This window comes from Blastococcus sp. SYSU DS0539 (assembly GCF_054050855.1).
Map to the genome: position 1 here is coordinate 35,899 of NZ_JBJHAF010000009.1, position 19,342 is coordinate 55,240.

Below are 19,342 nucleotides of genomic sequence, written 5' to 3' on the forward strand. Positions count from 1 at the left end.
GATAGTAATACCGGGATTGTCATACCGGAAGGACGGACCCGTGATCGAACTGCGCACCCCCGGTGAGGTCGACGCCATGCGGGCGGCCGGCGCCGTGGTCGCCGACATGCTGGCCGCCGTGCGGGCGACGGCGGCCCCGGGCGTCCGGCTGACCCAGCTCGACGCCGTGGCCCGCGACGTCCTGGCCGACGCCGGCGCCACCTCGCCGTTCCTCGGCTACGCGCCCCTCGCGACCACCCCGCCCTTCCCGGGCGTCGTCTGCCTGTCGGTGAACGACGTCGCGCTGCACGGCATCCCGACCCCCGACGTGCTCGCCGACGGGGACCTGCTCAGCGTGGACGCCGGCGCGGTCCTCGACGGCTGGGTCGGCGACAGCGCGATCACCTTCGCGGTGGGCACGCCCCGGCCGGAGGACCTCGAGCTGGTGGCGACCACCGAGCGGGCGCTGGCGGCGGGCATCGCGGCGGCCGTCGTCGGCAACCGCGTGGGCGACATCTCCGCCGCCATCGGTGCGGTCGGCCGGGCCGGTGGCTGCGGCATCAACACCGACCAGGGCGGTCACGGGGTGGGCCGCACGATGCACGAGGCGCCGTCGGTCCCCAACGAGGGCCGCCCCGGGCGCGGGGTGCCGCTGCGCGCCGGGCTGGTCATCGCGATCGAGCCCTGGTTCCTGGCCGGCGGCTCCGACGACTACACGGTCGACGCCGACGGCTGGACGCTGCGCAGCGCCGACGGCAGCCGCGCCGCGCACGTCGAGCACACGGTCGCGGTCACCGCGGACGGCCCGCGCATCCTCACCCTGCCTCGCTGAGCGCCCGGTCCAGGTCGGCGAGCAGGTCGTCGGCGTCCTCGATGCCCACCGACAGCCGCACCAGGTCGGCCGGCACCTCCAGCGGCGAGCCGGCGGCGCTGGCGTGGGTCATCCGCCCCGGGTGCTCGATCAGCGACTCGACGCCGCCCAGCGACTCCGCCAGGGTGAACAGCTGCGTCCGCTCGCAGACCCGCAGGGCGGCCGCCTCGCCGTCCCGGAGCCGGACGGACACCATCCCGCCGAAGCCGGACATCTGCCTCGCCGCGGTCGGGTGGCCGGGGTGCTCGGGCAGCCCGGGGTAGAGCACCGAGGCCACGGCGTCGTGCCCGAGCAGGAACTCGGCGACCCGCGCCGCGTTGGCGCAGTGACGGTCCATCCGGACGCCGAGCGTCTTGAGGCTGCGCAGCACCATCCACGAGTCGAACGGGCCCGCGACCGCGCCCATCGCGTTGTGGTTGTAGGCCAGTTGCTCGCCGAGGGCGGCGTCCCGGGTGACCAGCGCGCCCCCGACGACGTCGGAGTGCCCGCCGAGGTACTTCGTCGTCGAGTGCACGACGACGTCGGCCCCGAGCGTCAGCGGCCGCTGCAGGTAGGGCGAGGCGAAGGTGTTGTCCACGACCAGCAGCGCGCCGGCCTCGTGGGCCACCGCCGCGGTCCGCTCGATGTCGGTGATGTTGAGCAGGGGGTTGCTGGGCGTCTCGCACCAGACCACCCGGGTCGTCGGGCGGATCGCGGCGCGGAGCGCGTCGGGGTCGTCCAGGTCGACCGGGGTGTGCGCCAGGCCCCACTCCGACAGCACGCGGGAGATCAACCGGAACGTGCCGCCGTACGCGTCGCCGCCCAGGACGACGTGGTCGCCCGACCGGCAGGCGGTGCGCAGCAGGGTGTCCTCGGCGGCGAGCCCCGATGCGAACGCCAGCGCCGTCGTGCCCTCCTCCAGCGCGGCCAGCGCGGCGTGCAGCGTGTCGCGGGTCGGGTTGCCGCTGCGGCTGTACTCGTAGCCGCCGCGCAGGCCCCCGACGCCGTCCTGCTTGTACGTCGTCGTCAGGTGCAGCGGCGGGATGACCGCGCCGGTCGCCGGGTCGGGGTCCTGGCCCGCGTGGATCGCGCGGGTGTTGAAGCCGGTCATGGGCCGACCGTAGGCGTGAGCCCCGCCAGGTGTCCCAGCACGTCCTGCCGGGTGACGACGCCGGCCGGCTTGCCGTCGACGTGCACGAGCAGCGCGTCGGCGGCGCCGAGCTGGGCGACGGCGGCGCGCACGTCCTCCCCGGAGCCCACGATGGGCAGCGGCGGCGACATGTGCTTCTCCACCCGGTCCGACAGCGCGGCGCGGCCGGCGAACAGCGCGTCGAGCAGCGCCTTCTCGTCCACCGAGCCGACCACCTCGCCGGCGGTGACCGGCGGCTCGGCCCGGACGACCGGGAGCTGGCTGACGCCGTACTCGCGGAGGATGTCGATGGCGTCGCGGACGGTCTCGTTCGGATGGGTGTGCACCAGCGTCGGGGTGCTCCCCCCCTTGGCCTGCAGCAGCTCGCCGACGGTCTCCCCGGCCGCGGAGTCGAGGAAGCCGTAGTCGGCCATCCACGTGTCGTTGAAGATCTTGTTCAGGTAGCCGCGGCCGCCGTCGGGCAGCAGCACCACGAGGACGTCGTCCTTGGTCAGCCGCTCGGCCACGCGCAGCGCCGCCACCACCGCCATGCCGCAGGAGCCGCCGACCAGCAGCCCCTCCTCGCGGGCCAGCCGCCGGGTCATGGCGAAGGAGTCGCCGTCGGAGACCGCCACGATCTCGTCGGCGACGTCCCGGTCGTAGGTGCTGGGCCAGAAGTCCTCGCCGACGCCCTCGACCAGGTAGGGGCGGCCGGTGCCGCCGGAGTAGACCGAGCCCTCCGGGTCGGCGCCGATGACCTGGACCCGGCCGCCGGAGGCCTCCTTGAGGTACCGGCCGACCCCGCTGATCGTCCCGCCGGTGCCGGCCCCGGTGACGAAGTGGGTGATCCGGCCGTCGGTCTGCGCCCAGATCTCGGGGCCGGTCGTCTCGTAGTGCGAGCGCGGGTTGTTGGGGTTGGAGTACTGGTCGGGCTTCCAGGCGCCGGGGGTCTCGCGGGTCAGCCGGTCGGAGACCGAGTAGTAGGACCGCGGATCGGCGGGGTCGACCGCCGTCGGGCAGACGACCACCTCGGCGCCGTAGGCCTTGAGCACGTTGATCTTCTCCTGCCCGACCTTGTCGGGGCAGACGAAGATGCAGCGGTAGCCGCGCTGCTGGGCGACCAGGGCCAGGCCGATGCCGGTGTTGCCGCTGGTCGGCTCCACGATGGTGCCGCCGGGCTGCAGCTCACCGCCGGCCTCCGCGGCGTCGACCATGCGCACGGCGATCCGGTCCTTCACCGAGCCTCCCGGGTTGAGGTACTCGACCTTGGCCAGCACGAGCGGCGCGTCGGGACCCAGCTCGCGGGTCACCGACGACAGCTTCACCAGCGGGGTGTTCCCGACCAGGTCGACGACGGACTCGGCGTACTGCACGGTGGCGTCCTCCTCGGACCCGGAGCCGGCCTCGTCGCCGGCGCCCGGTTGCTGCTCATCCCACCGGACGAGCGGGTCAGGGCTTGAGGACCACCTTGTTGCTCCGGTCCTCCTTGTCGCGGAACATCCGGTAGCCCTGCGGAGCCTGCTCCAGCGGCAGGGTGTGCGAGACGACGAAGCTGGGGTCGATCTCGCCGTTGCGGATCCGCTCGTACAGCGGCCGCAGGTACCGGTGCACGTGGGCCTGGCCGGTCTTGACCGTCACCGACCGGTTCATCAGCGAGCCGATCGGGAACTTGTCCATCAGCCCGCCGTAGACGCCGACGATGGAGACCGTCCCGCCGTTCTTCACGGCGAGGATCGCCTCGCGCAGGGCGTGCGGCCGCTCGGTCTCGCTCATCGTGGCCTGCTTGGCGCGGTCGTAGGCGTGGATCGCGGTGTTCGGGTGGTGCGCCTCCATGCCGACGCAGTCGATGGCGGCGTCCGGCCCGCGCCCGGCGGTCAGCTCCTGGAGGGCGTCGAGGACGTCGACCTCCTCGTAGTTGAGGACGTCGGTGGCGCCGGCCTCCCGCGCCTTGTCCAGCCGGTAGTCGAAGCGGTCGATGGCGACGACCCGCTCGGCGCCGAGCATCTTCGCGCTCGCCACGGCGAACTGGCCCACCGCGCCGGCGCCCCAGACGGCGACGACGTCACCGGGGGAGATGTCGCAGGCGTCGGCGCCCATGAAGCCGGTGGGGAAGACGTCGGTGAGGAAGAGGACCTGCTCGTCGGTGAGGTCGTCGTCGACCTTCAGCGGGCCGACGTCGGCGAAGGGCACCCGGGCGTACTCCGCCTGACCGCCGGGGTAGCCGCCCATCATGTGCGAGTAGCCGAAGATGCCGCACGGGGAGTGGCCCATGAACTTCTCGGCGATCCGGGCGTTCGGGTTGGAGTTCTCGCAGACGGAGAACAGCCCCTTCTGGCACGCGTCGCAGTTGCCGCAGGCGATCGGGAAGGGGACGACGACGCGGTCGCCGACGCGGAGGTTCCCGACGCCCTTGCCGACCTCGACCACCTCGCCCATGAACTCGTGGCCGAGGATGTCGCCCTTGCGCATCGTCGGGATGAAGCCGTCGTAGAGGTGCAGGTCGGAGCCGCAGATCGCGGTCGAGGTGACCTTCACGATGGCGTCGCGGTCGTTCAGGAGCTGCGGGTCGGGGACCTCGTTGACCTCGATGTGGTTCTTGCCCATCCACTGGGTGGCGCGCACGGGGGTGTCCTTCCGGAGACGGGGCGGGTCAGGAGCGGGGAGCCGCGGGGCGCTGGGCGGCGAGCCGCCCTGCCCGCAGTCCCTCGGGGCTGCCTTCGGACCGGACGACCTGCCCGGTCTCGAGCACCTGCTTGAAGCGGGTCAGGTCGTCGCGCACCTGCTGCTCCGGCGACTGGCCGAACATGCCGGCCACTGCCTTGCCCAGGCGGCCACCGGGCTGGGCGTAGGCCAGCCGCACCCGCACCTCGGTGCCCCGGTTCCCCGGAGCGGGGCGGAACTCCACCGAGCCGGCGTTCTCGATGCCGGCGCCGGGCAGCGACCGCCACCGGATGCGCTCGGCCGGGGCGTCCTCGACCACCTCGGCGTCCCACTCGACGGTGCGCCGGCCCGGCGCCTCGGCGATCCAGTGCGAGCGCGTGCCGCCGTCGACGGTCCGCACCTCGCGCACGTGGGCCATGAACTCCGGCAGCCGGGAGAAGTCCCGCCAGTGGTCGTAGACCTCCTGCGGGCTCTTGTTCACCGTGGTGGCCGACGAGACGTCGATCGCGCTCGTCCACGGGGCCGAGGAGGGCAGCAGCTCCCGGGCGGGCCCGCGGCCGGCGGAGCGGCGGGAGCGGGCGGCGGTGACGAGGTCCAGGGCGGCCAGGCCCGCGACGGCGACCGTGGCGTTGCGCACCCGGCGTCCGCGCTCCCCGCTCCGGGAGGAGAGGGCGACGCCCAGGGCGGTCAGGTCCACGGCGTCCCCGGCCACCCGGGTCCAGGCCCAGCCGGGGCGGCCCGCGAGCAGCGGCAGGGCGTGCACCAGTTCGCGGGCGCCGACGAGGGGGATCACCGAGAGCGCGGTGGCCGAGTCGTCGACGCCGGAGAACCGGGCGACGCCCCTCGGGTCGCGCAGCATGGCCACCCCGAGGCCGGTGCTGGCCAGGCCCAGGAGGCGGGCGGTGCGGCGCAGGCGGGGACGGTTGCGGCTGGAGCTCATCAGGTCCTCCGGTCGGATCGGTGCCCCGAGCGGCTACCCGGGCGCCCGGTGCGGAAACGGGGCGGTGGCGGGTCCGACCGCGGGCGGGCCAGGATGCGGGGCATGCCACCGACCCCCAGCGCACCGTCCGCACCCCCGCCCGTCGGGACCCGCCGCCTCGGCCGCGACGGCCCGGTCGTCTCCGCCCTCGGCCTGGGCTGCATGGGCATGAGCCAGATGTACGGCGCCGCCGACCGCGCGGAGTCGATCGCCACCGTCCACCGCGCCGTCGACCTCGGCGTCACGTTCCTCGACACCGCCGACGTCTACGGCAGCGGGCACAACGAGGAGCTCGTCGGCGAGGCGATCGCCGGCCGGCGCGACGAGGTGGTGCTGGCCACCAAGTTCACGCTGTCCCGCAACGACTCCGGCGGCATGGACATCGACGGTCGGCCGGAGAACGTGCGCGCCTGCGCCGAGGCGAGCCTGCGCCGGCTCGGCGTGGACACCATCGACCTCTACTACCAGCACCGGGTCGATCCGCGGGTGCCGATCGAGGACACCGTCGGCGCCATGGTGGAGCTGGTCGCACAGGGCAAGGTGCGGTACCTCGGGCTGTCGGAGGCGAGCGCCGCCTCGGTCCGCCGCGCCGTCGCCGTGCACCCCATCGCCGCGCTGCAGAGCGAGTGGTCGCTGTGGACGCGGGACCTGGAGATGGCCGGGGGTGGTGCAGCGGGCGGCGACACGGTGCTCGGGGTGGCCCGCGAGCACGGGATCGGCATCGTGCCGTTCAGCCCGCTCGGCCGCGGCTTCCTCACCGGCGCCGTCCGCAGCCCCGACGACTTCGCCGCGGACGACTGGCGGCGCACCCACCCCCGGTTCACCGGGGAGGCGTTCGCGGCCAACCTCCGGCTCGTCGACGCCGTCCGCGACCTCGCCGCCGGCAAGGGCGTCTCGCCCGGGCAGCTGGCGCTGGCGTGGGTCCTGGCCCGGGGCGACGACGTCGTCCCCATCCCGGGCACCAAGCGCCGCGGCTACCTGGAGGAGAACGTCGGCGCCGCCGCCGTCGAGCTGACCGCCGACGAGCTGGCCCGGCTGGACCTGATCGCCCCTCCCGGCGTCGCCGTGGGCGGCCGGTACGCCGACAGCTCCTACGCCTACGGCGACAGCCCGGAGCGGTCCGCGTGAGTGCGACCCCGGTCCCGGACGCGCGATCGTCCGGCGGGCCGGCCCGTCAGGCGGGGGTGGGCCGGCCCCCGGTCCGCAGCCGCTCGAGGGCGGCGTCGTGCAGCTTGCCGTTGGTGGCCAGGGCGCTGCCGCCGGACGGCCCCGGGGCGCCGCTGACGTCGGTGAACCGGCCGCCGGCCTCGCGCACGATCACGTCCAGGGCGGCGAGGTCCCAGAGGGACACCTCGGGCTCGCAGGCGATGTCCACCGCGCCCTCGGCGAGGAGCACGTAGCTCCAGAAGTCGCCGTAGGCACGGGTGCGCCACACCGAGCGGGTGAGGCCGAGGAACCCGTCGAGCCCGCCGCGCTCCTCCCAGCCGGAGAGGCTGGAGTAGCTGAGGCTGGCGTCACCGAGCTGCGCGACCTCCGACACCCGGCAGCGGGTCGCCGACTCCAGCCGGCGCCCGGTCCAGGCGCCGACGTCCTTCGCCGCCCACCACCGCTTGTTCAGCGCCGGCGCGGACACCAGGCCGACCACGGGCTCGTCGCCGTCGAACAGCGCGATCAGCGTGGCCCACACCGGCACGCCGCGCACGAAGTTCTTCGTGCCGTCGATCGGGTCGAGCACCCAGCGGCGGGACCCGTGACCGGTCGTCCCGAACTCCTCGCCCAGCACCGCGTCCCGGGTGCGGGCCCGGCTCAAGGTGATGCGCAGCATCTCCTCGACCGCGCGGTCGGCGTCGGTGACCGGCGTCAGGTCGGGCTTGGTCTCGACCGTCAGGTCCTGGGCCTTGAACCGATCCATGCTGATCGAGTCGGCCTGATCGGCCAGCACGTGTGCCAGCCGCATGTCCTCTGAGTAGCCCCGACCCGACGTCATGGGCACCCAACCTAGTGGGGAGTCAGTCGAAGACGGCGGAACTGACCCCGCTCGGGCCCTCGTACTCGCGGTCCTCGATCTTCTTCAGGGCGTCGACGACCTCCTTGTCGCCGCCGTGCGACTCGGCGTGCTCGACGATGTCCGCCTTGCTCGCGGGGTAGTCCATGCCGGACAGGGCCTTCTGGATGTCGATGGGGCTCACCATGGTCGGGATCCCTACCCGGCACCCGTGCGTCGATGCACGGATACCGTCGGGTGCGTGGACGCAGCGACGATCGCGGGGCTGCTCGCCGACCCGGTGCGGCTGAAGGTCGTGGCCGCGCTGGCGCTGGGCGCCGCGACGATCGAGGAGGTCGCCGCGGCGTCGCGGCTGTCGCTCAAGGAGGTCGCGCTCGCCGCCCGGCGGCTGGCCCGTGCCGGGCTGGTCGAGCGCGACGGCCACCACCTGGCGCTGCACACCGACCGGTTCGGCGCGGCTGCCCGCGCGGCCGCGGAGGCCGCGCCGGCACCGGAGCCGCTGTCGGACGACCCGGCCGCCGACGCCGTCCTGTCCGCCTTCGTCCGCGACGGCCGGCTGGTGTCGATCCCCGCCCAGCGCAGCAAGCGCCTCGTGGTGCTCGACCACCTGGTCCGGGTGTTCGAGCCCGGCGTCCGCTATCCCGAGCGCGAGGTGAACGCGCTGCTGGCCGTCTGGCACCCCGACGTCGCGGCGCTGCGGCGCTACCTGGTCGACGAGGCGCTGCTCAGCCGTGACGCCGGGATCTACTGGCGCAGCGGCGGCTACGTGGAGGTGTAGGCGGGGCGCCGCATCTCGACGTGTCGACAGGTGGTGATGTCGACACGTCGCTCGACGGGCGCCCGGTGCGCTCGCACACTCGTCGGGTGCCCAGCCCGTCGGCCGACGCCTTCGCCGCCCTCGCGCGCTCCTCGCCGTGGCGGTGGACGACCCTGCGCTGCACGGTCTCCTGGCCCGGCGACCCGGGGAAGACCGGCCGGGTGCGTGCGTGGCTGCGCCGTCCGGACCTGCTGCGGGTGGAGACGACCGACGGCGCGCTGCTGCAGGTGGTCCGGGAGCCGCCGAGGAGTGCGGCACCGGAGCCCGGATCGCGGCCGGACGGCCTGGTCGCGGAGCGGCGCCGGTCGTGGGACCACTCCCTCGACGACCCGATGCACCAGGACTACCACTGGGTGGCGATGCTCGACCCGGTGGAGCTGGGCGACGGACGCGATCCGGACACCGGGGTGCCGGTGACCGCGCTGGACGTGGAGTCCGTGGCGGAGGTCGAGCACGCCGGGCGGCCCGCATGGGAGGCCCTGGTCCGGCCGACCGACGCCTACGAGCCGCGCTGCGGCTGCTGCCCCCTGCTGCGTACCCGGGTCGTCGACCTGGCCGAGTTCGGCGCCGATGACCGGCACCTGCTCGCTACGTACCCCGACGCCTTCCGGGTGCGGCTGGACGTGCGGACCGGTGTCTGCGTGCTGACCGAGGCCATCGGCGGCGACGTGTCGGGACGGGGGCACGACCTGCGCATCGAGGCGGTCGACGAACCGATGGGGGACGAGCTGTTCACCGTGCCGCGGCGGCGCTCGCTCCGCCGTCAGTAGCCGGGGCCGACCTGACCGACGGCACCGAGCAGGACCCGCAGGGCGGTCAGCTGCTCGCGCCGCCGCGGCGGGCCGGCGGCCGCCCACGCGTCGAGGGCGCAGTCCGGGTCCTCGGTGGTGTGCCCGCAGCCGGGCGGGCAGTCGGTGGCGGCCTCGGCGATGTCCTCGAACGCGGAGAGGACGTCGTCGGCGGTGACGTGCGCCAGGCCGAAGGACCGGATGCCGGGGGTGTCGATGACCGTGCCGCCGCCGGGGAGGTCGAAGAGCACCGCCGACGACGACGTGTGCCGGCCCTTGCCGATCTTGCTGACGTCGCCGGTGGCCCGGAGCGCGTCGGGCACCAGCCGGTTGACCAGCGTGGACTTGCCGACGCCGGACTGGCCGACGAAGACGCTCATCCGGTCGCGCAGCCGGCCCACCAGGTCCGCCAGGGGGAGCTCCCGCGACATGGGCACCGCGTCCAGGCTCAGCCCGGCGTAGCGGTCCAGCAGCGGCTGCGCCGACGCGAGGTCGGTCTTGGTGAGGCACAGCAGCGGCTCGAGCCCACCGGCGTAGGCGGCGACCAGGCACCGGTCGAGGAACCCGAACGCGGGCTCGGGGTCGGTGACCGAGGTGACGATGACGAGCAGGTCGGCGTTGGCCACCACGACCCGCTCGGTGGGGTCGGTGTCGTCGGCGGTGCGGCGCAGCGACGTCGCGCGCTCCTCGATGACCACGATCCGGGCGAGGGTGTCCGTGCGGCCGCTGGTGTCGCCCACCAGGCGCACCCGGTCGCCGACGACCACGCCGTGCCTGCCGAGTTCCCGGGCGCGCATCGCGGTGACGTCGACCGCGCCGTCCGGGCCGGCGACCCGGACGGTCATCCGCCCGCGGTCGACGGCGACCACCAGGCCGGGGACGGCGTCGTCGTGCGCGGGACGGGTGCGGGTGCGCGGGCGGGACCCCCGCCGGCCGGGGCGGACGCGGACGTCGTCCTCGTCCATCCGCCGGGCGTCGCGCTGGTTGCCGCTCAGGGCCGTGCCCCGATCCGCTCGCCCAGCATCCCGGCCCAGCGCTCCCGGAAGTCGGGCAGCGTCTTGGTGACCGCTCCGGGACCGGCCACCCGCACGCCGTCGATCGCCAGCCCGAGGACCGCGGCGGCCATGACCATGCGGTGGTCGGCGTAGGAGTCCAGCAGCGCCGGGCGTCGGGGGCCGGGCTCGATCTCCAGCCCGTCGGGCAGCTGGCGCACCCGGGCCCCGACGGCGGTGAGCACCTCGTCGAGGGCCTGCAGCCGGTCGGTCTCGTGCCCGCGCAGGTGTGCGATCCCGGTCAGCCGGGACGTGCCGTCGGCCAGCGCGCACAGCGCGGCCAGCACCGGGGTCAGCTCGCCCACCTCGCCGAGGTCCGCGACCAGGGGGCGGACGGCGCCGGTGCCCGCGACCCGAAGCCCGCCGTCGGGGGTGCGGGCGACGTCGGCGCCCATCTCCGCCAGCAGCCGGTCCAGCTGGGCGCCCGGCTGGGTGGTGACCTCCGGCCAGTCCCGCACCGTCACCCGTCCGCCGGTGACCAGCGCCGCCGCGAGGAAGGGGGCCGCGTTGGAGAGGTCGGGCTCCACCACGCGGTCGAGCGCGGCGATCGGGCCGGGGGAGACGCGCCAGCCCTGGTCGGTGGCGCGCACCTCCACCCCGTGCTCGCGCAGGGTCGTGACCGTCATGTCGACGTGCGGGAGGGACGGGACGCCCCCGGCCAGCGCGAGATCCAGGCCCTCGTCGAACCGGGCGGCGGCCAGCAGCAGCCCCGAGAGGATCTGCGAGGACTCGCTCGCGTCGACGGTCACCGCGCCGCCGCGCACCCGCCCGGTGCCGTGGACGGTGAACGGCGCCCGGCCCCGGCCGTCGTCGTCCACCCCGACCCCGAGGGCCCGCAGCGCCGCGATCAGCCCCGCGTTGGGCCGCTCGTGCAGCCGGGGGTCGCCGTCGAGCCGCACCGGGCCGTCGGCCAGCGCCGCGACCGGGGGGAGGAAGCGGAGGATCGTCCCGGCCAGCCCGGCGTCGACCGTGGCGGGACCGCGCAGCGGGCCGGGGGTGACGACCACGTCGTCGCCGTCGTCGTCGATCCGCACGCCGAGGGCCCGCAGGGCCCCGGCCATGAGGTCGGTGTCCCGTGCCCGGAGCGGGCGGACCAGCCGGCTCGGGCCGTCGGCCAGCGCCGCCAGCACCAGCGCCCGCGCGGTGAGCGACTTGGAGCCGGGCAGGGTGACGACGGCGGCGACGGGAGCCGGGGAGCGCGGCGCGGACCAGACCTCTGACACGTGATCAGTCTGCCCGGTCACCCGCGCCGCGCCGCCCCGCACCCGTTCTAGCCGGCCTGCGGCTTGTCGGCCTTCTTCGCCGGCACGGTGCGCAGCAGCCGCCGGTTGGCGAACTCGAACATCGCCAGCTCGGAGAGCTCCCGGCCGTAGCCGGACCGCTTGATCCCGCCGAAGGGCAGCTCGGGGGAGGAACCGGTGGGCTGGTTGATCCAGACCATCCCGGCCTCGATCCGCTCGGCGACCTCGCGGGCGCGGTCGAGGTCGCTGCTCATCACGGTGGCGCCGAGGCCGTAGACGCTGTCGTTGGCCAGCGCGACCGCCTCGTCGGCGTCCTTCACCTTGTAGACCACCGCGGCGGGGCCGAACAGCTCCTCGTGGTACGCCCGCATGTCCGGCGTGACGTCGGCCAGCAGCGTCGCCTCGACGAAGGCGCCCGGCAGGTCGGGGCGCCCACCGCCGGCGAGCACCGTGGCGCCCTTGTCGACGGCGTCCTGGATTTGGGCGTGCAGGTCCTTCGCGGCCTGCTCCGACGACAGCGGCGCCAGCGTCGTGCCCGGGTCGGTCGGGTCGCCCGGGGCGAACGTCGAGAAGGCCTGCTGGAGGCCGGCGACGACCGGCTCGTAGACGTCCTCCGTGAGGATGATCCGCTTGGCCGCGATGCACGCCTGGCCGGTGTTCTGCATGCGCCCCGAGGTCGCGGCCTTGACGGTGGCGCCGAGGTCGTCGGCGTCGAGCACGATGAAGGGGTCGCTCCCGCCGAGCTCGAGCACCGACTTCTTCAGGTGCTTGCCGGCCAGGGCGCCGACCGCACTGCCGGCGCGCTCGCTGCCGGTCAGGGTGACGCCGGCGATGCGCGGGTCGGCGATGACCTGCTCGACGTCGGCGATGCGCAGGAAGGTGTTGGTGAGCACACCCTCCGGAGCGCCCGCGTCGCGGAAGAGCTGCTCGATCGCCTCCGCGCACTGGGGGACGATCTCGGCGTGCTTGAGGACGACGGTGTTCCCGAGCACCAGGTTCGGGCCGGCCACGCGGACCACCTGGTAGAAGGGGTAGTTCCACGGCTCGATGGCCAGCAGCGCGCCCACGGGGCGCGTCTCGACCAGGGCCTCGCCCTTGCCCATCAGCGGCTGGATCGGCGTCGGCTCGAGGAAGCCGGGACCGTTCTCGGCGTAGTACTTCAGGATCATCGAGCAGAGGAAGAGCTCGCCGGCGGCCTCGTCCCGGCGCTTGCCCATCTCGGTGGTGATGAGGGCGGCGAGCTCGTCCCGGCGCTCGTCCATCAGCTCGGCGGCCCGGCCGACGACGGCGGCGCGCTCCTCGACGGGACGCTGCGCCCACTCCAGGTACGCGGCATGCGCCCGCTCGACGATGCCGTCGATGGCCTCGGTGGGGGTGAAGTCGAACTGCTTCTCCGTCTCGCCGGTGAAGGGGTTGACCGTGGCGTAGCGCCGCTCGGCGCTGTCGCTGGCGGTCTTGGGGTGCTCGGTCGTGGGGTTCTGCGTAGCGGTCACGCGGTGATCCTCGTCTCTCGTCGGCTGTTCCCACCAGGGGCCTACCCGCGGTGCTCCGGCGCACGCACGAGCCGCCCGGTCGGCGGTGCCACCTACAGTTCGAACGGTCAGGCCCACCCGTCCCCGAGGAGGCGCCCGTGTGCGGTCGCTACGCCGCCAGCCGCAGCCCCGACGACCTCGCGGTCGAGTTCGAGGCGGTGCCCGCCGAGGGCCAACCGGCGCTGCCCGCCGACTACAACGTCGCCCCGACCAAGGACGTCTACGTCGTGCGGCACGCCAAGGAGCGGGATGCCGAGGGCCGGCCCACGGGCGGCGGCCACCGGGAGGTGCGTGCGGTCCGGTGGGGCCTCGTCCCGTCGTGGGCGAAGGACGTCTCGGTCGGCAACCGGCTGCTGAACGCCCGGGTGGAGTCGCTGACCGAGAAGCCGGCCTTCCGGACCGCCGCCCGGTCGCGGCGCTGCCTGGTGCCGGCCGACGGCTGGTACGAGTGGGCGAAGCGGCTCGACTCACCGGCGAAGCAGCCGTACTACATCACCCCGGAGAACGGGTCGGTGCTCGCCCTGGCCGGCCTGTGGGAGGTCTGGGGCACGGGAGAGGACCGGCTGTACACCTGCACGGTCGTCACCGCGCCGGCCACCGGCGCCCTGACCGAGATCCACGACCGGATGCCGCTGGTGCTGCCGCGCGACCGCTGGGCCGGGTGGCTGGACCCGTCCCGCGAGGACGTCGCGGAGCTGGCGGAGCCGACCCCGCCGGAGGTGGTCGCCGCCCTGGAGCTGCGGCCGGTCGGCCCGGCGGTGGGCAACGTGCGCAACAACGGTCCCCAGCTGCTGGCCCGGGCGGACTCCGTCGAGGCGCCGGCCGACCAGCCGGCGCTCTTCTGACGTGGCGACGGACGAGGCTCCGGCCCGGACCACCGCGCACCCGGCCCCGCACCCACCGCCCCCCGGCGGCGCGCTGCCGCCCTGGATCGCGGCGGGGCTGACCTTCCTCAGCTCCGGCGCGGTCCTGGTGCTGGAGATCGTCGGGCTGCGGCTGATCGCGCCCTACGTCGGCGTCACCGTGCAGACCAGCACCGCCGTGATCGGGTTCGCGCTGGCGGCGATCGCGGCCGGGGCCTGGTTCGGCGGCGCGACGGCCGACCGCACCGATCCGCGCCGGCTGCTGGCCCCGCTGCTCGTGGCCGGCGGTGCGCTGATCGTCGCCGTGCTGCCGCTGGTCCGGTTCACCGGCGCGCTGCTCACCGGCGCCGACGCCGGCGGCGTGCTGCTGCTGGCCGCGGTGGCCGTCGTCGTGCCGGCGGCGCTGCTGTCGGCGGTGCCGCCGATGGTCGTGAAGCTCCAGCTGGCCGACCTCGACGAGACCGGCGCCGTGGTCGGCCGGCTCTCCGGCATCGGCACGATCGGCGGCATCGCCGCGACGTTCGCCACCGGCTTCGTCCTGGTGGCGGTGCTGCCCAGCAGCGTCATCCTCGTCGCCACCGGCGCGGTCACCGTCCTCACCGGTCTGGCGGTGGCCCTGCTGCTCCGGCGCGGGCCGGCGCCCAGCCCGGTGCCCACCGGGCTGCTGGTGCTGGCGGTGGTCGGCGGCGGGCTGGCCGCCGTGGCGCCCACGCCGTGCGAGGAGGAGACGGCCTACCACTGCGCGCGCGTGGCGGCCGATCCCGAGCGGGACTCGGGCCGGGTGCTGCTGCTCGACACGCTCCGGCACTCCTACGTCGACCTCGACGACCCCACCCACCTGGAGTTCGAGTACGTGCGGGCGATCGCCGCCGTCACCGACGCGTCGTTCCCCACCGGTGCGCCGGTCTCGGCGCTGCACATCGGCGGCGGCGGGCTGACGCTGCCGCGCTACCTCGCCGAGGTGCGCCCGAGCACGGAGAGCCTCGTGGTGGAGGTCGACCCCGGCGTCGTCGCCATGGACCGCGAGCAGCTGGGCCTGGAGACCTCCGCGGACCTGCGGGTGCGGGTGGCCGACGGCCGGGTCGGGCTGGCCGAGGAGCCGGCGGGCGGGCGCGACCTCGTCGTCGGTGACGCCTTCGGCGGGCTGTCGGTGCCCTGGCAGCTCACGACCCGCGAGGCGCTGGAGCTGGTCGACCGGGCGCTCGACGACGACGGTGTGTACGCGGTGAACCTCATCGACCACCCGCCGCTGTCGTTCGTGCGCGCCGAGCTGGCCACGATGCGATCGGTGTTCGGCCACGTGCTGCTGCTGGCCCGCGGGCCCGTGCTCGCGGGGGAGGACGGCGGCAACGTCATCGCCGTCGCGTCCCAGCGGCCCCTGCCGGCCGGCGAGATCGCCGCCGCGCTGACCGAGCGGGACCTGGCCTGGCGGGTGGCCGAGGGCGACGAGCTGGACCGGTTCGTGGGCGGGGCCGACGTGCTGACCGACGACTTCGCGCCGGTCGACCAGCTGCTGACCCCGTACGGGGCGCCCTGAGCTCAGCGGCCGATCGGCGCGGTCCGGGCCCGGGTCAGCCGCACCAGGTCGCCGGGCGGCAGCTCCAGCTGGAGCCCGCGCTTCCCGGCGCTGACCAGGACGGTGGGGAACTCCAGCGCGGAGTCGTCCACGACGGTCGGCAGGCCCTTCCGCTGGCCCAGCGGGCTGATCCCGCCGAGCACGTAGCCGGTCGCGCGCTCGGCGTCGGCCGGCTCGGCCATCGCCGCCCTGCGCCCTCCGGCGGCCGTGGCCAGGGCCTTGAGGTCGAGGGCGCCGCTGACCGGCACCACGGCGACGGTGAGGGCGCCGTCGACGCGGGTGACCAGGGTCTTGAACACCTGCCGCGGATCGGCCCCGAGGGCGGCGACGGCGGCCTCGCCGTGCCCCTGCTCGGCCGGGTGCTCGGGGTCGTACGGGTGCAGCGTGTGGCTCACCTTCGCCTGCTCCAGGACCCGCACCGCCGGGGTTGCCGCCACGCACGGGAGCGTAGCGATCACCGGCCCGGCGGGAATGGCCACGGCGGGCGGTGCCGTTGCACCGGCCGTGAGCAGCACCGTCTCGACCACCCGCACGCGGGCCGTGCACCGGCGTCCCCCGGGCCGTCCGGACGCCGCACGGCTAGGATCGACCGACGTGGTGCCCCGCGTCCGGGGGCCCCGGAGAGGACGGTCGGTGCCTGAGGATTCCGCGGTAGACAACGCCGGTCAGCTGCCCGAGGGCGCTCCGGTGGAGGTGCCGGAGGCCCGTGAGGGCGGGAGTCGCACGGAGCTCGCCGAGACCCGCGCCGAGCGGGATGCCCGGTTCGAGCGCGACGCGCTGCCCTTCCTGGACCAGCTCTATCCCGCGGCGCTGCGGATGACCCGCAACCCGGCCGACGCCGAGGACCTGGTGCAGGAGACGTTCGTGAAGGCCTACTCCGCGTTCCACCAGTTCGCCGAGGGCACCAACCTCAAGGCCTGGCTGTACCGGATCCTGACCAACACCTACATCAACAGCTACCGCAAGAAGCAGCGGCAGCCGCAGCAGTACCCCACCGAGCAGGTGCAGGACTGGCAGCTCTACGCCGCGGAGGAGCACAGCTCCACGGGGCTGCGCTCGGCCGAGATCGAGGCGCTGGACCACCTGCCGGACTCCGACATCAAGGACGCGCTTCAGCAGCTGCCGGAGGACTTCCGGCTCGCCGTCTACCTGGCCGACGTCGAGGGCTTCGCCTACAAGGAGATCGCCGAGATCATGGGCACGCCCATCGGCACGGTGATGTCCCGGCTGCACCGCGGGCGACGCGGGCTGCAGAAGCTGCTGGCCGACTACGCCCGCGAGCGCGGCTTCGTCCGCGCCGGAGCCGGTGAGGAGGCGACCCGGTCGTGAGCAGCGAGCACGGGGTCGGCGAACCCCTCGACATCAACTCGTGCGACGACGTCCTGACGCACGTCTTCGAGTTCCTCGACCACGAGACCACCGACGAACGGCGCGGCCTGATCGCCGAGCACCTCGAGGACTGTTCCTCCTGCCTGCGCGAGTTCGGCATCGAGCAGGAGTTCAAGGCGCTCGTGCGCCGGCGTTGCGGGGGCGACAAGCCGCCGTCGGGCCTGCGCGAGCGCATCAAGGTGCAGCTGACCAGTGTCTCCTTCGAGGAGGACGGCACCCAGGTCAGCGTCGAGCGGCTGACGGTCGAGCGGTCGGGGGAGCGCCCCACCGGGTAGGACCGGTCCACGCCAGAGGCCCAGAACCCGATGGGTTCTGGGCCTCTGGCGCATGACCCCTCTGCGTGCAGAGGGCCCGCTCTCAGGCGTTGGGGCGCTTGCCGTGGTTGGCCTTGTTCCCCTTGCGGGAGCGACGCTTGCGTCCGCGCTTGGACATCGCTGCCCTCCTCTCACTTCCCGGTGGGCCGCTCGGCCCCTGGATCCCGCGGGGCCCCGGCGCGGCCCACGTAGGGTGCACGACGCCGACGGACCCGCCAAGCTGACCAGACAAGCCTCTCACGGAGGCGCCCGGCCGTGTGCCGGGCCGGGCGACGCAGGAGGAACAGCAGTGCCGCAGCTGGGGATCGAGACCGTCCTGGTCGCAGGACGGGGTCCCGCGGGCTGCGCCACGGTGGGCGCATGCCAGCGGCTGGGCCTCAAGGCCGTCGCCGTGCACAGCGAGACCGAGCGCGCGGCACGGCACGTCCGCCTGGCCGACGACGCCGTCCTGCTGGGGCCGGCGCCGGCCACGGAGTCCTACCTCGCGGTCGACCGGATCGTGGAGGCCGCCCGGCGCAGCGGGGCCGACACCGTGCTGCCGGTCCCTCCCGCGCTGGCGGGGAACGCCCGGCTGGCGAGCGCGGTCCTCGCCGCGGGGCTGCGCTGGGCCGGGCCGGCCCCCGAGGTCCTGGAGCGGCTGGGTGGCGACGGCGTGGAGCCGGCCAGCGAACGGGGCTTCCTGGCCTGGGTGACCGCCGAGGGGCTGCGCTTCACCACGCCGGTGGCCCGGGACCGCGCGGCCGGCATCGCGCGGGTGTCCTGGACGCCCGCTGCGCCGGAGGACCTGCCGCAGGCGGCGCACCGGCTCGCCGAGGTGGGCTGGCGCGGCCTGGTGACCGTGGGCATCGCCCCGGACGGCGAGCTGGCCGAGGTGGCCGCCGGGTTCTCCCTGGACATGGCGGTGCTGGAGCGCTCGCACGGCGTGGACGCCGTCGAGCTGGCCCTGCGCAGCGCCGTCGGGCCGCGGGTGCCCGGCCCGGACCCGGCGGCCCGCCCGGACGCCCGTGCCGCGGTCGCCGTCCAGCTGCGGTCCACGCTGCCCCCGGGCAGCGCGGGGCGGATCAGCGGGCGGCTGCCCGGCTCGGGCCGCCGGCTGACGGCCGAGGCCGACATCGACCTGGTGGCGGTGACCGGCTACGACCCCGGCGACCGGCTCGACGGCTGGTACGACGCGCTGCTCGCCACGGTCAGCGCCGGCGCGGCGGACGTCGCGACGGCCGCCCGCGCCGCCCGCCTGACGCTGACCGGGCTGCCCGAGACCGGCGTGCCGCACGACGGCTCCGAGGTCTGCGCCGTGGTGGCCCGACTCGCCGAGGGGCGGGCCGTTCCGGAGACCTGACGGGCTGGTCACGTGCTTGGATGAGGTCGTCCGGACGGTGAGCGCGGGAGGTACCGGTGGCGGTCGAGGAGATCCACGCTGAGATGGTCTCCAGCGTCTGGAAGGTGCTCGTCGCGCCGGGGGCGCAGGTGTCCGCCGGTGACACGCTGGTCATCCTGGAGTCGATGAAGATGGAGATCCCGGTGCTCACCGAGCGGTCGGGCACCGTGCAGGAGCTGCACGTCGTGGAGGGCGAGGTCCTCCAGGAGGGCGACCTGATCGCCACCGTCTCCGACGCCTGAGCCGCCCTCCCGGGGCCGCGCGGGGCGGGTCGCCTCCTCAGACCTCCCGGGCGTAGACCAGCAGATCGATGCCCGGCACCGGGCTCCAGTCCCGCTCGGGCAGGCGGGTGAAGCCCAGCCGCTCGTACAGCCGGTGCGCCGCGGTCATGCGCGTGCCGGTGGAGATGACCACCCGCCGCTTGCCCACCGTCCGGGCGCGGTCCAGGCACGCCGACACCAGCGCCGCCCCGATGCCGCGCCCCTGCGCCTCCGGATCGACCACGAGCATCCGGAAGCCCGCCTCGTCGGCGGACTCCAGCACCTCGCCGAACTCGCCGTCCGGCACGAAGGCGACGCTGCCGACGATCCGGCCGGTGCCGTCCCGGGCCACGAGCAGCTGCGCCCGGCGGGCGCGGCCGTCGACGTCGGCGAGCTCCGCGGCGTACCCGATGGAGGCGAGGTCACCACCCACGTAGACGTCCACGGTGAGCTGCGCGACGCGCGCGTGGTCGCCGGGGCCGGCGACCTCGACGTGCAGGGCGGGGAGGGACGCCACGGTGGAAGCCTA

At 74.8% G+C, this 19,342-nt stretch carries 22 protein-coding genes; 10 read left to right on the top strand and 12 right to left on the bottom strand.

Annotated features, from left to right (window positions below; translation table 11 throughout):
- Positions 1-40 precede the first annotated feature (40 nt).
- A complete protein-coding gene (map, locus tag ACI790_RS12510; RefSeq protein ID WP_456570094.1) occupies positions 41-811 on the top strand; it encodes a type I methionyl aminopeptidase in 771 nt (256 codons plus the stop codon).
- On the opposite strand, the gene ACI790_RS12515 is transcribed toward map, so the two are convergent.
- The 4 genes from ACI790_RS12515 to ACI790_RS12530 form a co-directional block, all read right to left on the bottom strand.
- Complete coding sequence (locus ACI790_RS12515; protein ID WP_456570095.1) at positions 795-1,940, bottom strand: cystathionine gamma-synthase; 1,146 nt, start codon at positions 1,938-1,940, stop codon at positions 795-797. The genes map and ACI790_RS12515 overlap by 17 nt on opposite strands.
- Positions 1,937-3,331 (bottom strand): cystathionine beta-synthase, encoded by a 1,395-nt coding sequence (locus ACI790_RS12520; RefSeq protein WP_456570096.1) that lies wholly within the window; start codon positions 3,329-3,331, stop codon positions 1,937-1,939. The genes ACI790_RS12515 and ACI790_RS12520 overlap by 4 nt, the downstream gene beginning before the upstream one ends.
- Positions 3,332-3,407: 76 nt before the next feature.
- Complete coding sequence (locus ACI790_RS12525) at positions 3,408-4,580, bottom strand: zinc-dependent alcohol dehydrogenase (RefSeq protein WP_456570097.1); 1,173 nt, start codon at positions 4,578-4,580, stop codon at positions 3,408-3,410.
- 28 nt (positions 4,581-4,608) lie between these two features.
- A complete protein-coding gene (locus ACI790_RS12530; RefSeq protein ID WP_456570098.1) occupies positions 4,609-5,559 on the bottom strand; it encodes an SRPBCC family protein in 951 nt (316 codons plus the stop codon).
- A 102-nt stretch (positions 5,560-5,661) separates the two neighbouring features.
- Between ACI790_RS12530 and ACI790_RS12535 the strand changes: the two genes are divergently transcribed.
- On the top strand, positions 5,662-6,726 hold the full coding sequence (locus tag ACI790_RS12535; RefSeq protein WP_456570099.1) for an aldo/keto reductase: 1,065 nt from the start codon (positions 5,662-5,664) through the stop codon (positions 6,724-6,726).
- A 46-nt stretch (positions 6,727-6,772) separates the two neighbouring features.
- Here ACI790_RS12535 and hisN read toward each other — a convergent pair whose 3' ends face one another.
- The gene (hisN, locus tag ACI790_RS12540; protein WP_456570100.1) at positions 6,773-7,555 is read right to left on the bottom strand and encodes a histidinol-phosphatase; all 783 of its coding nucleotides are present in this window, start codon (positions 7,553-7,555) and stop codon (positions 6,773-6,775) included.
- Between the two features lie 52 nt (positions 7,556-7,607).
- On the bottom strand, positions 7,608-7,790 hold the full coding sequence (locus ACI790_RS12545) for a DUF2795 domain-containing protein (RefSeq protein ID WP_456570101.1): 183 nt from the start codon (positions 7,788-7,790) through the stop codon (positions 7,608-7,610).
- A 54-nt stretch (positions 7,791-7,844) separates the two neighbouring features.
- Between ACI790_RS12545 and ACI790_RS12550 the strand changes: the two genes are divergently transcribed.
- A complete protein-coding gene (locus tag ACI790_RS12550; RefSeq protein WP_456570102.1) occupies positions 7,845-8,381 on the top strand; it encodes a DUF2087 domain-containing protein in 537 nt (178 codons plus the stop codon).
- Positions 8,382-8,467: 86 nt separating this feature from the next.
- On the top strand, positions 8,468-9,190 hold the full coding sequence (locus ACI790_RS12555) for a hypothetical protein (RefSeq protein WP_456570103.1): 723 nt from the start codon (positions 8,468-8,470) through the stop codon (positions 9,188-9,190).
- On the opposite strand, the gene rsgA is transcribed toward ACI790_RS12555, so the two are convergent.
- Genes rsgA through ACI790_RS12570 form a run of 3 tightly spaced genes read right to left on the bottom strand, consistent with a single transcriptional unit; the run spans position 9,184 to position 12,994 of the window.
- Positions 9,184-10,173: a ribosome small subunit-dependent GTPase A gene (gene rsgA, locus ACI790_RS12560; RefSeq protein WP_456570104.1), complete on the bottom strand. Its 990-nt coding sequence runs from the start codon at positions 10,171-10,173 to the stop codon at positions 9,184-9,186. The two genes, ACI790_RS12555 and rsgA, sit on opposite strands and share 7 nt — an antisense overlap.
- A gap of 26 nt (positions 10,174-10,199) precedes the next feature.
- Positions 10,200-11,483 carry a 3-phosphoshikimate 1-carboxyvinyltransferase gene (aroA, locus tag ACI790_RS12565; protein ID WP_456570105.1) on the bottom strand — a complete coding sequence of 428 codons (1,284 nt, stop codon included), beginning with the start codon at positions 11,481-11,483 and terminating at the stop codon, positions 10,200-10,202.
- Between the two features lie 47 nt (positions 11,484-11,530).
- Positions 11,531-12,994 carry an NAD-dependent succinate-semialdehyde dehydrogenase gene (locus ACI790_RS12570; RefSeq protein ID WP_456570106.1) on the bottom strand — a complete coding sequence of 488 codons (1,464 nt, stop codon included), beginning with the start codon at positions 12,992-12,994 and terminating at the stop codon, positions 11,531-11,533.
- 137 nt (positions 12,995-13,131) lie between these two features.
- On the opposite strand from ACI790_RS12570, the gene ACI790_RS12575 reads away from it, so the two are divergent.
- Both ACI790_RS12575 and ACI790_RS12580 read left to right on the top strand, forming a co-directional pair.
- On the top strand, positions 13,132-13,878 hold the full coding sequence (locus ACI790_RS12575) for an SOS response-associated peptidase (protein WP_456570107.1): 747 nt from the start codon (positions 13,132-13,134) through the stop codon (positions 13,876-13,878).
- A gap of 1 nt (position 13,879) precedes the next feature.
- Positions 13,880-15,433 (top strand): fused MFS/spermidine synthase, encoded by a 1,554-nt coding sequence (locus ACI790_RS12580; protein ID WP_456570108.1) that lies wholly within the window; start codon positions 13,880-13,882, stop codon positions 15,431-15,433.
- Positions 15,434-15,435: 2 nt separating this feature from the next.
- Here ACI790_RS12580 and ybaK read toward each other — a convergent pair whose 3' ends face one another.
- On the bottom strand, positions 15,436-15,909 hold the full coding sequence (ybaK, locus tag ACI790_RS12585; protein ID WP_456570109.1) for a Cys-tRNA(Pro) deacylase: 474 nt from the start codon (positions 15,907-15,909) through the stop codon (positions 15,436-15,438).
- 196 nt (positions 15,910-16,105) lie between these two features.
- Between ybaK and ACI790_RS12590 the strand changes: the two genes are divergently transcribed.
- Entirely contained in the window at positions 16,106-16,801 is a 696-nt protein-coding gene (locus tag ACI790_RS12590; protein WP_456570110.1) for a sigma-70 family RNA polymerase sigma factor, read from the top strand.
- On the top strand, positions 16,798-17,136 hold the full coding sequence (rsrA, locus tag ACI790_RS12595) for a mycothiol system anti-sigma-R factor (protein WP_456570111.1): 339 nt from the start codon (positions 16,798-16,800) through the stop codon (positions 17,134-17,136). Before ACI790_RS12590 ends, rsrA begins: the two co-directional genes overlap by 4 nt.
- Positions 17,137-17,218: 82 nt before the next feature.
- On the opposite strand, the gene ACI790_RS12600 is transcribed toward rsrA, so the two are convergent.
- A complete protein-coding gene (locus ACI790_RS12600) occupies positions 17,219-17,293 on the bottom strand; it encodes a 50S ribosomal protein bL37 (protein ID WP_014377707.1) in 75 nt (24 codons plus the stop codon).
- Positions 17,294-17,464: 171 nt separating this feature from the next.
- On the opposite strand from ACI790_RS12600, the gene ACI790_RS12605 reads away from it, so the two are divergent.
- Together ACI790_RS12605 and ACI790_RS12610 are read left to right on the top strand one after the other, a co-directional pair.
- Positions 17,465-18,514 carry a biotin carboxylase N-terminal domain-containing protein gene (locus tag ACI790_RS12605; protein WP_456570112.1) on the top strand — a complete coding sequence of 350 codons (1,050 nt, stop codon included), beginning with the start codon at positions 17,465-17,467 and terminating at the stop codon, positions 18,512-18,514.
- Positions 18,515-18,570: 56 nt separating this feature from the next.
- Positions 18,571-18,795 (top strand): biotin/lipoyl-binding carrier protein, encoded by a 225-nt coding sequence (locus tag ACI790_RS12610; RefSeq protein ID WP_456570113.1) that lies wholly within the window; start codon positions 18,571-18,573, stop codon positions 18,793-18,795.
- 37 nt (positions 18,796-18,832) lie between these two features.
- On the opposite strand, the gene ACI790_RS12615 is transcribed toward ACI790_RS12610, so the two are convergent.
- Entirely contained in the window at positions 18,833-19,330 is a 498-nt protein-coding gene (locus ACI790_RS12615; protein ID WP_456570114.1) for a GNAT family N-acetyltransferase, read from the bottom strand.
- Between the last annotated feature and the right edge of the window lie 12 nt (positions 19,331-19,342).

Coding starts and splice junctions, on each gene's coding strand:
- ACI790_RS12545 (WP_456570101.1), bottom strand. CDS start 7,790: ATGGTGAGCCCCATCGACATCCAGAAGGCCCTGTCCGGCATGGACTAC.
- ACI790_RS12530 (WP_456570098.1), bottom strand. CDS start 5,559: ATGAGCTCCAGCCGCAACCGTCCCCGCCTGCGCCGCACCGCCCGCCTC.
- rsgA (WP_456570104.1), bottom strand. CDS start 10,173: ATGGACGAGGACGACGTCCGCGTCCGCCCCGGCCGGCGGGGGTCCCGC.
- ACI790_RS12535 (WP_456570099.1), top strand. CDS start 5,662: ATGCCACCGACCCCCAGCGCACCGTCCGCACCCCCGCCCGTCGGGACC.
- hisN (WP_456570100.1), bottom strand. CDS start 7,555: ATGCGGCTGGCACACGTGCTGGCCGATCAGGCCGACTCGATCAGCATG.
- ACI790_RS12515 (WP_456570095.1), bottom strand. CDS start 1,940: ATGACCGGCTTCAACACCCGCGCGATCCACGCGGGCCAGGACCCCGAC.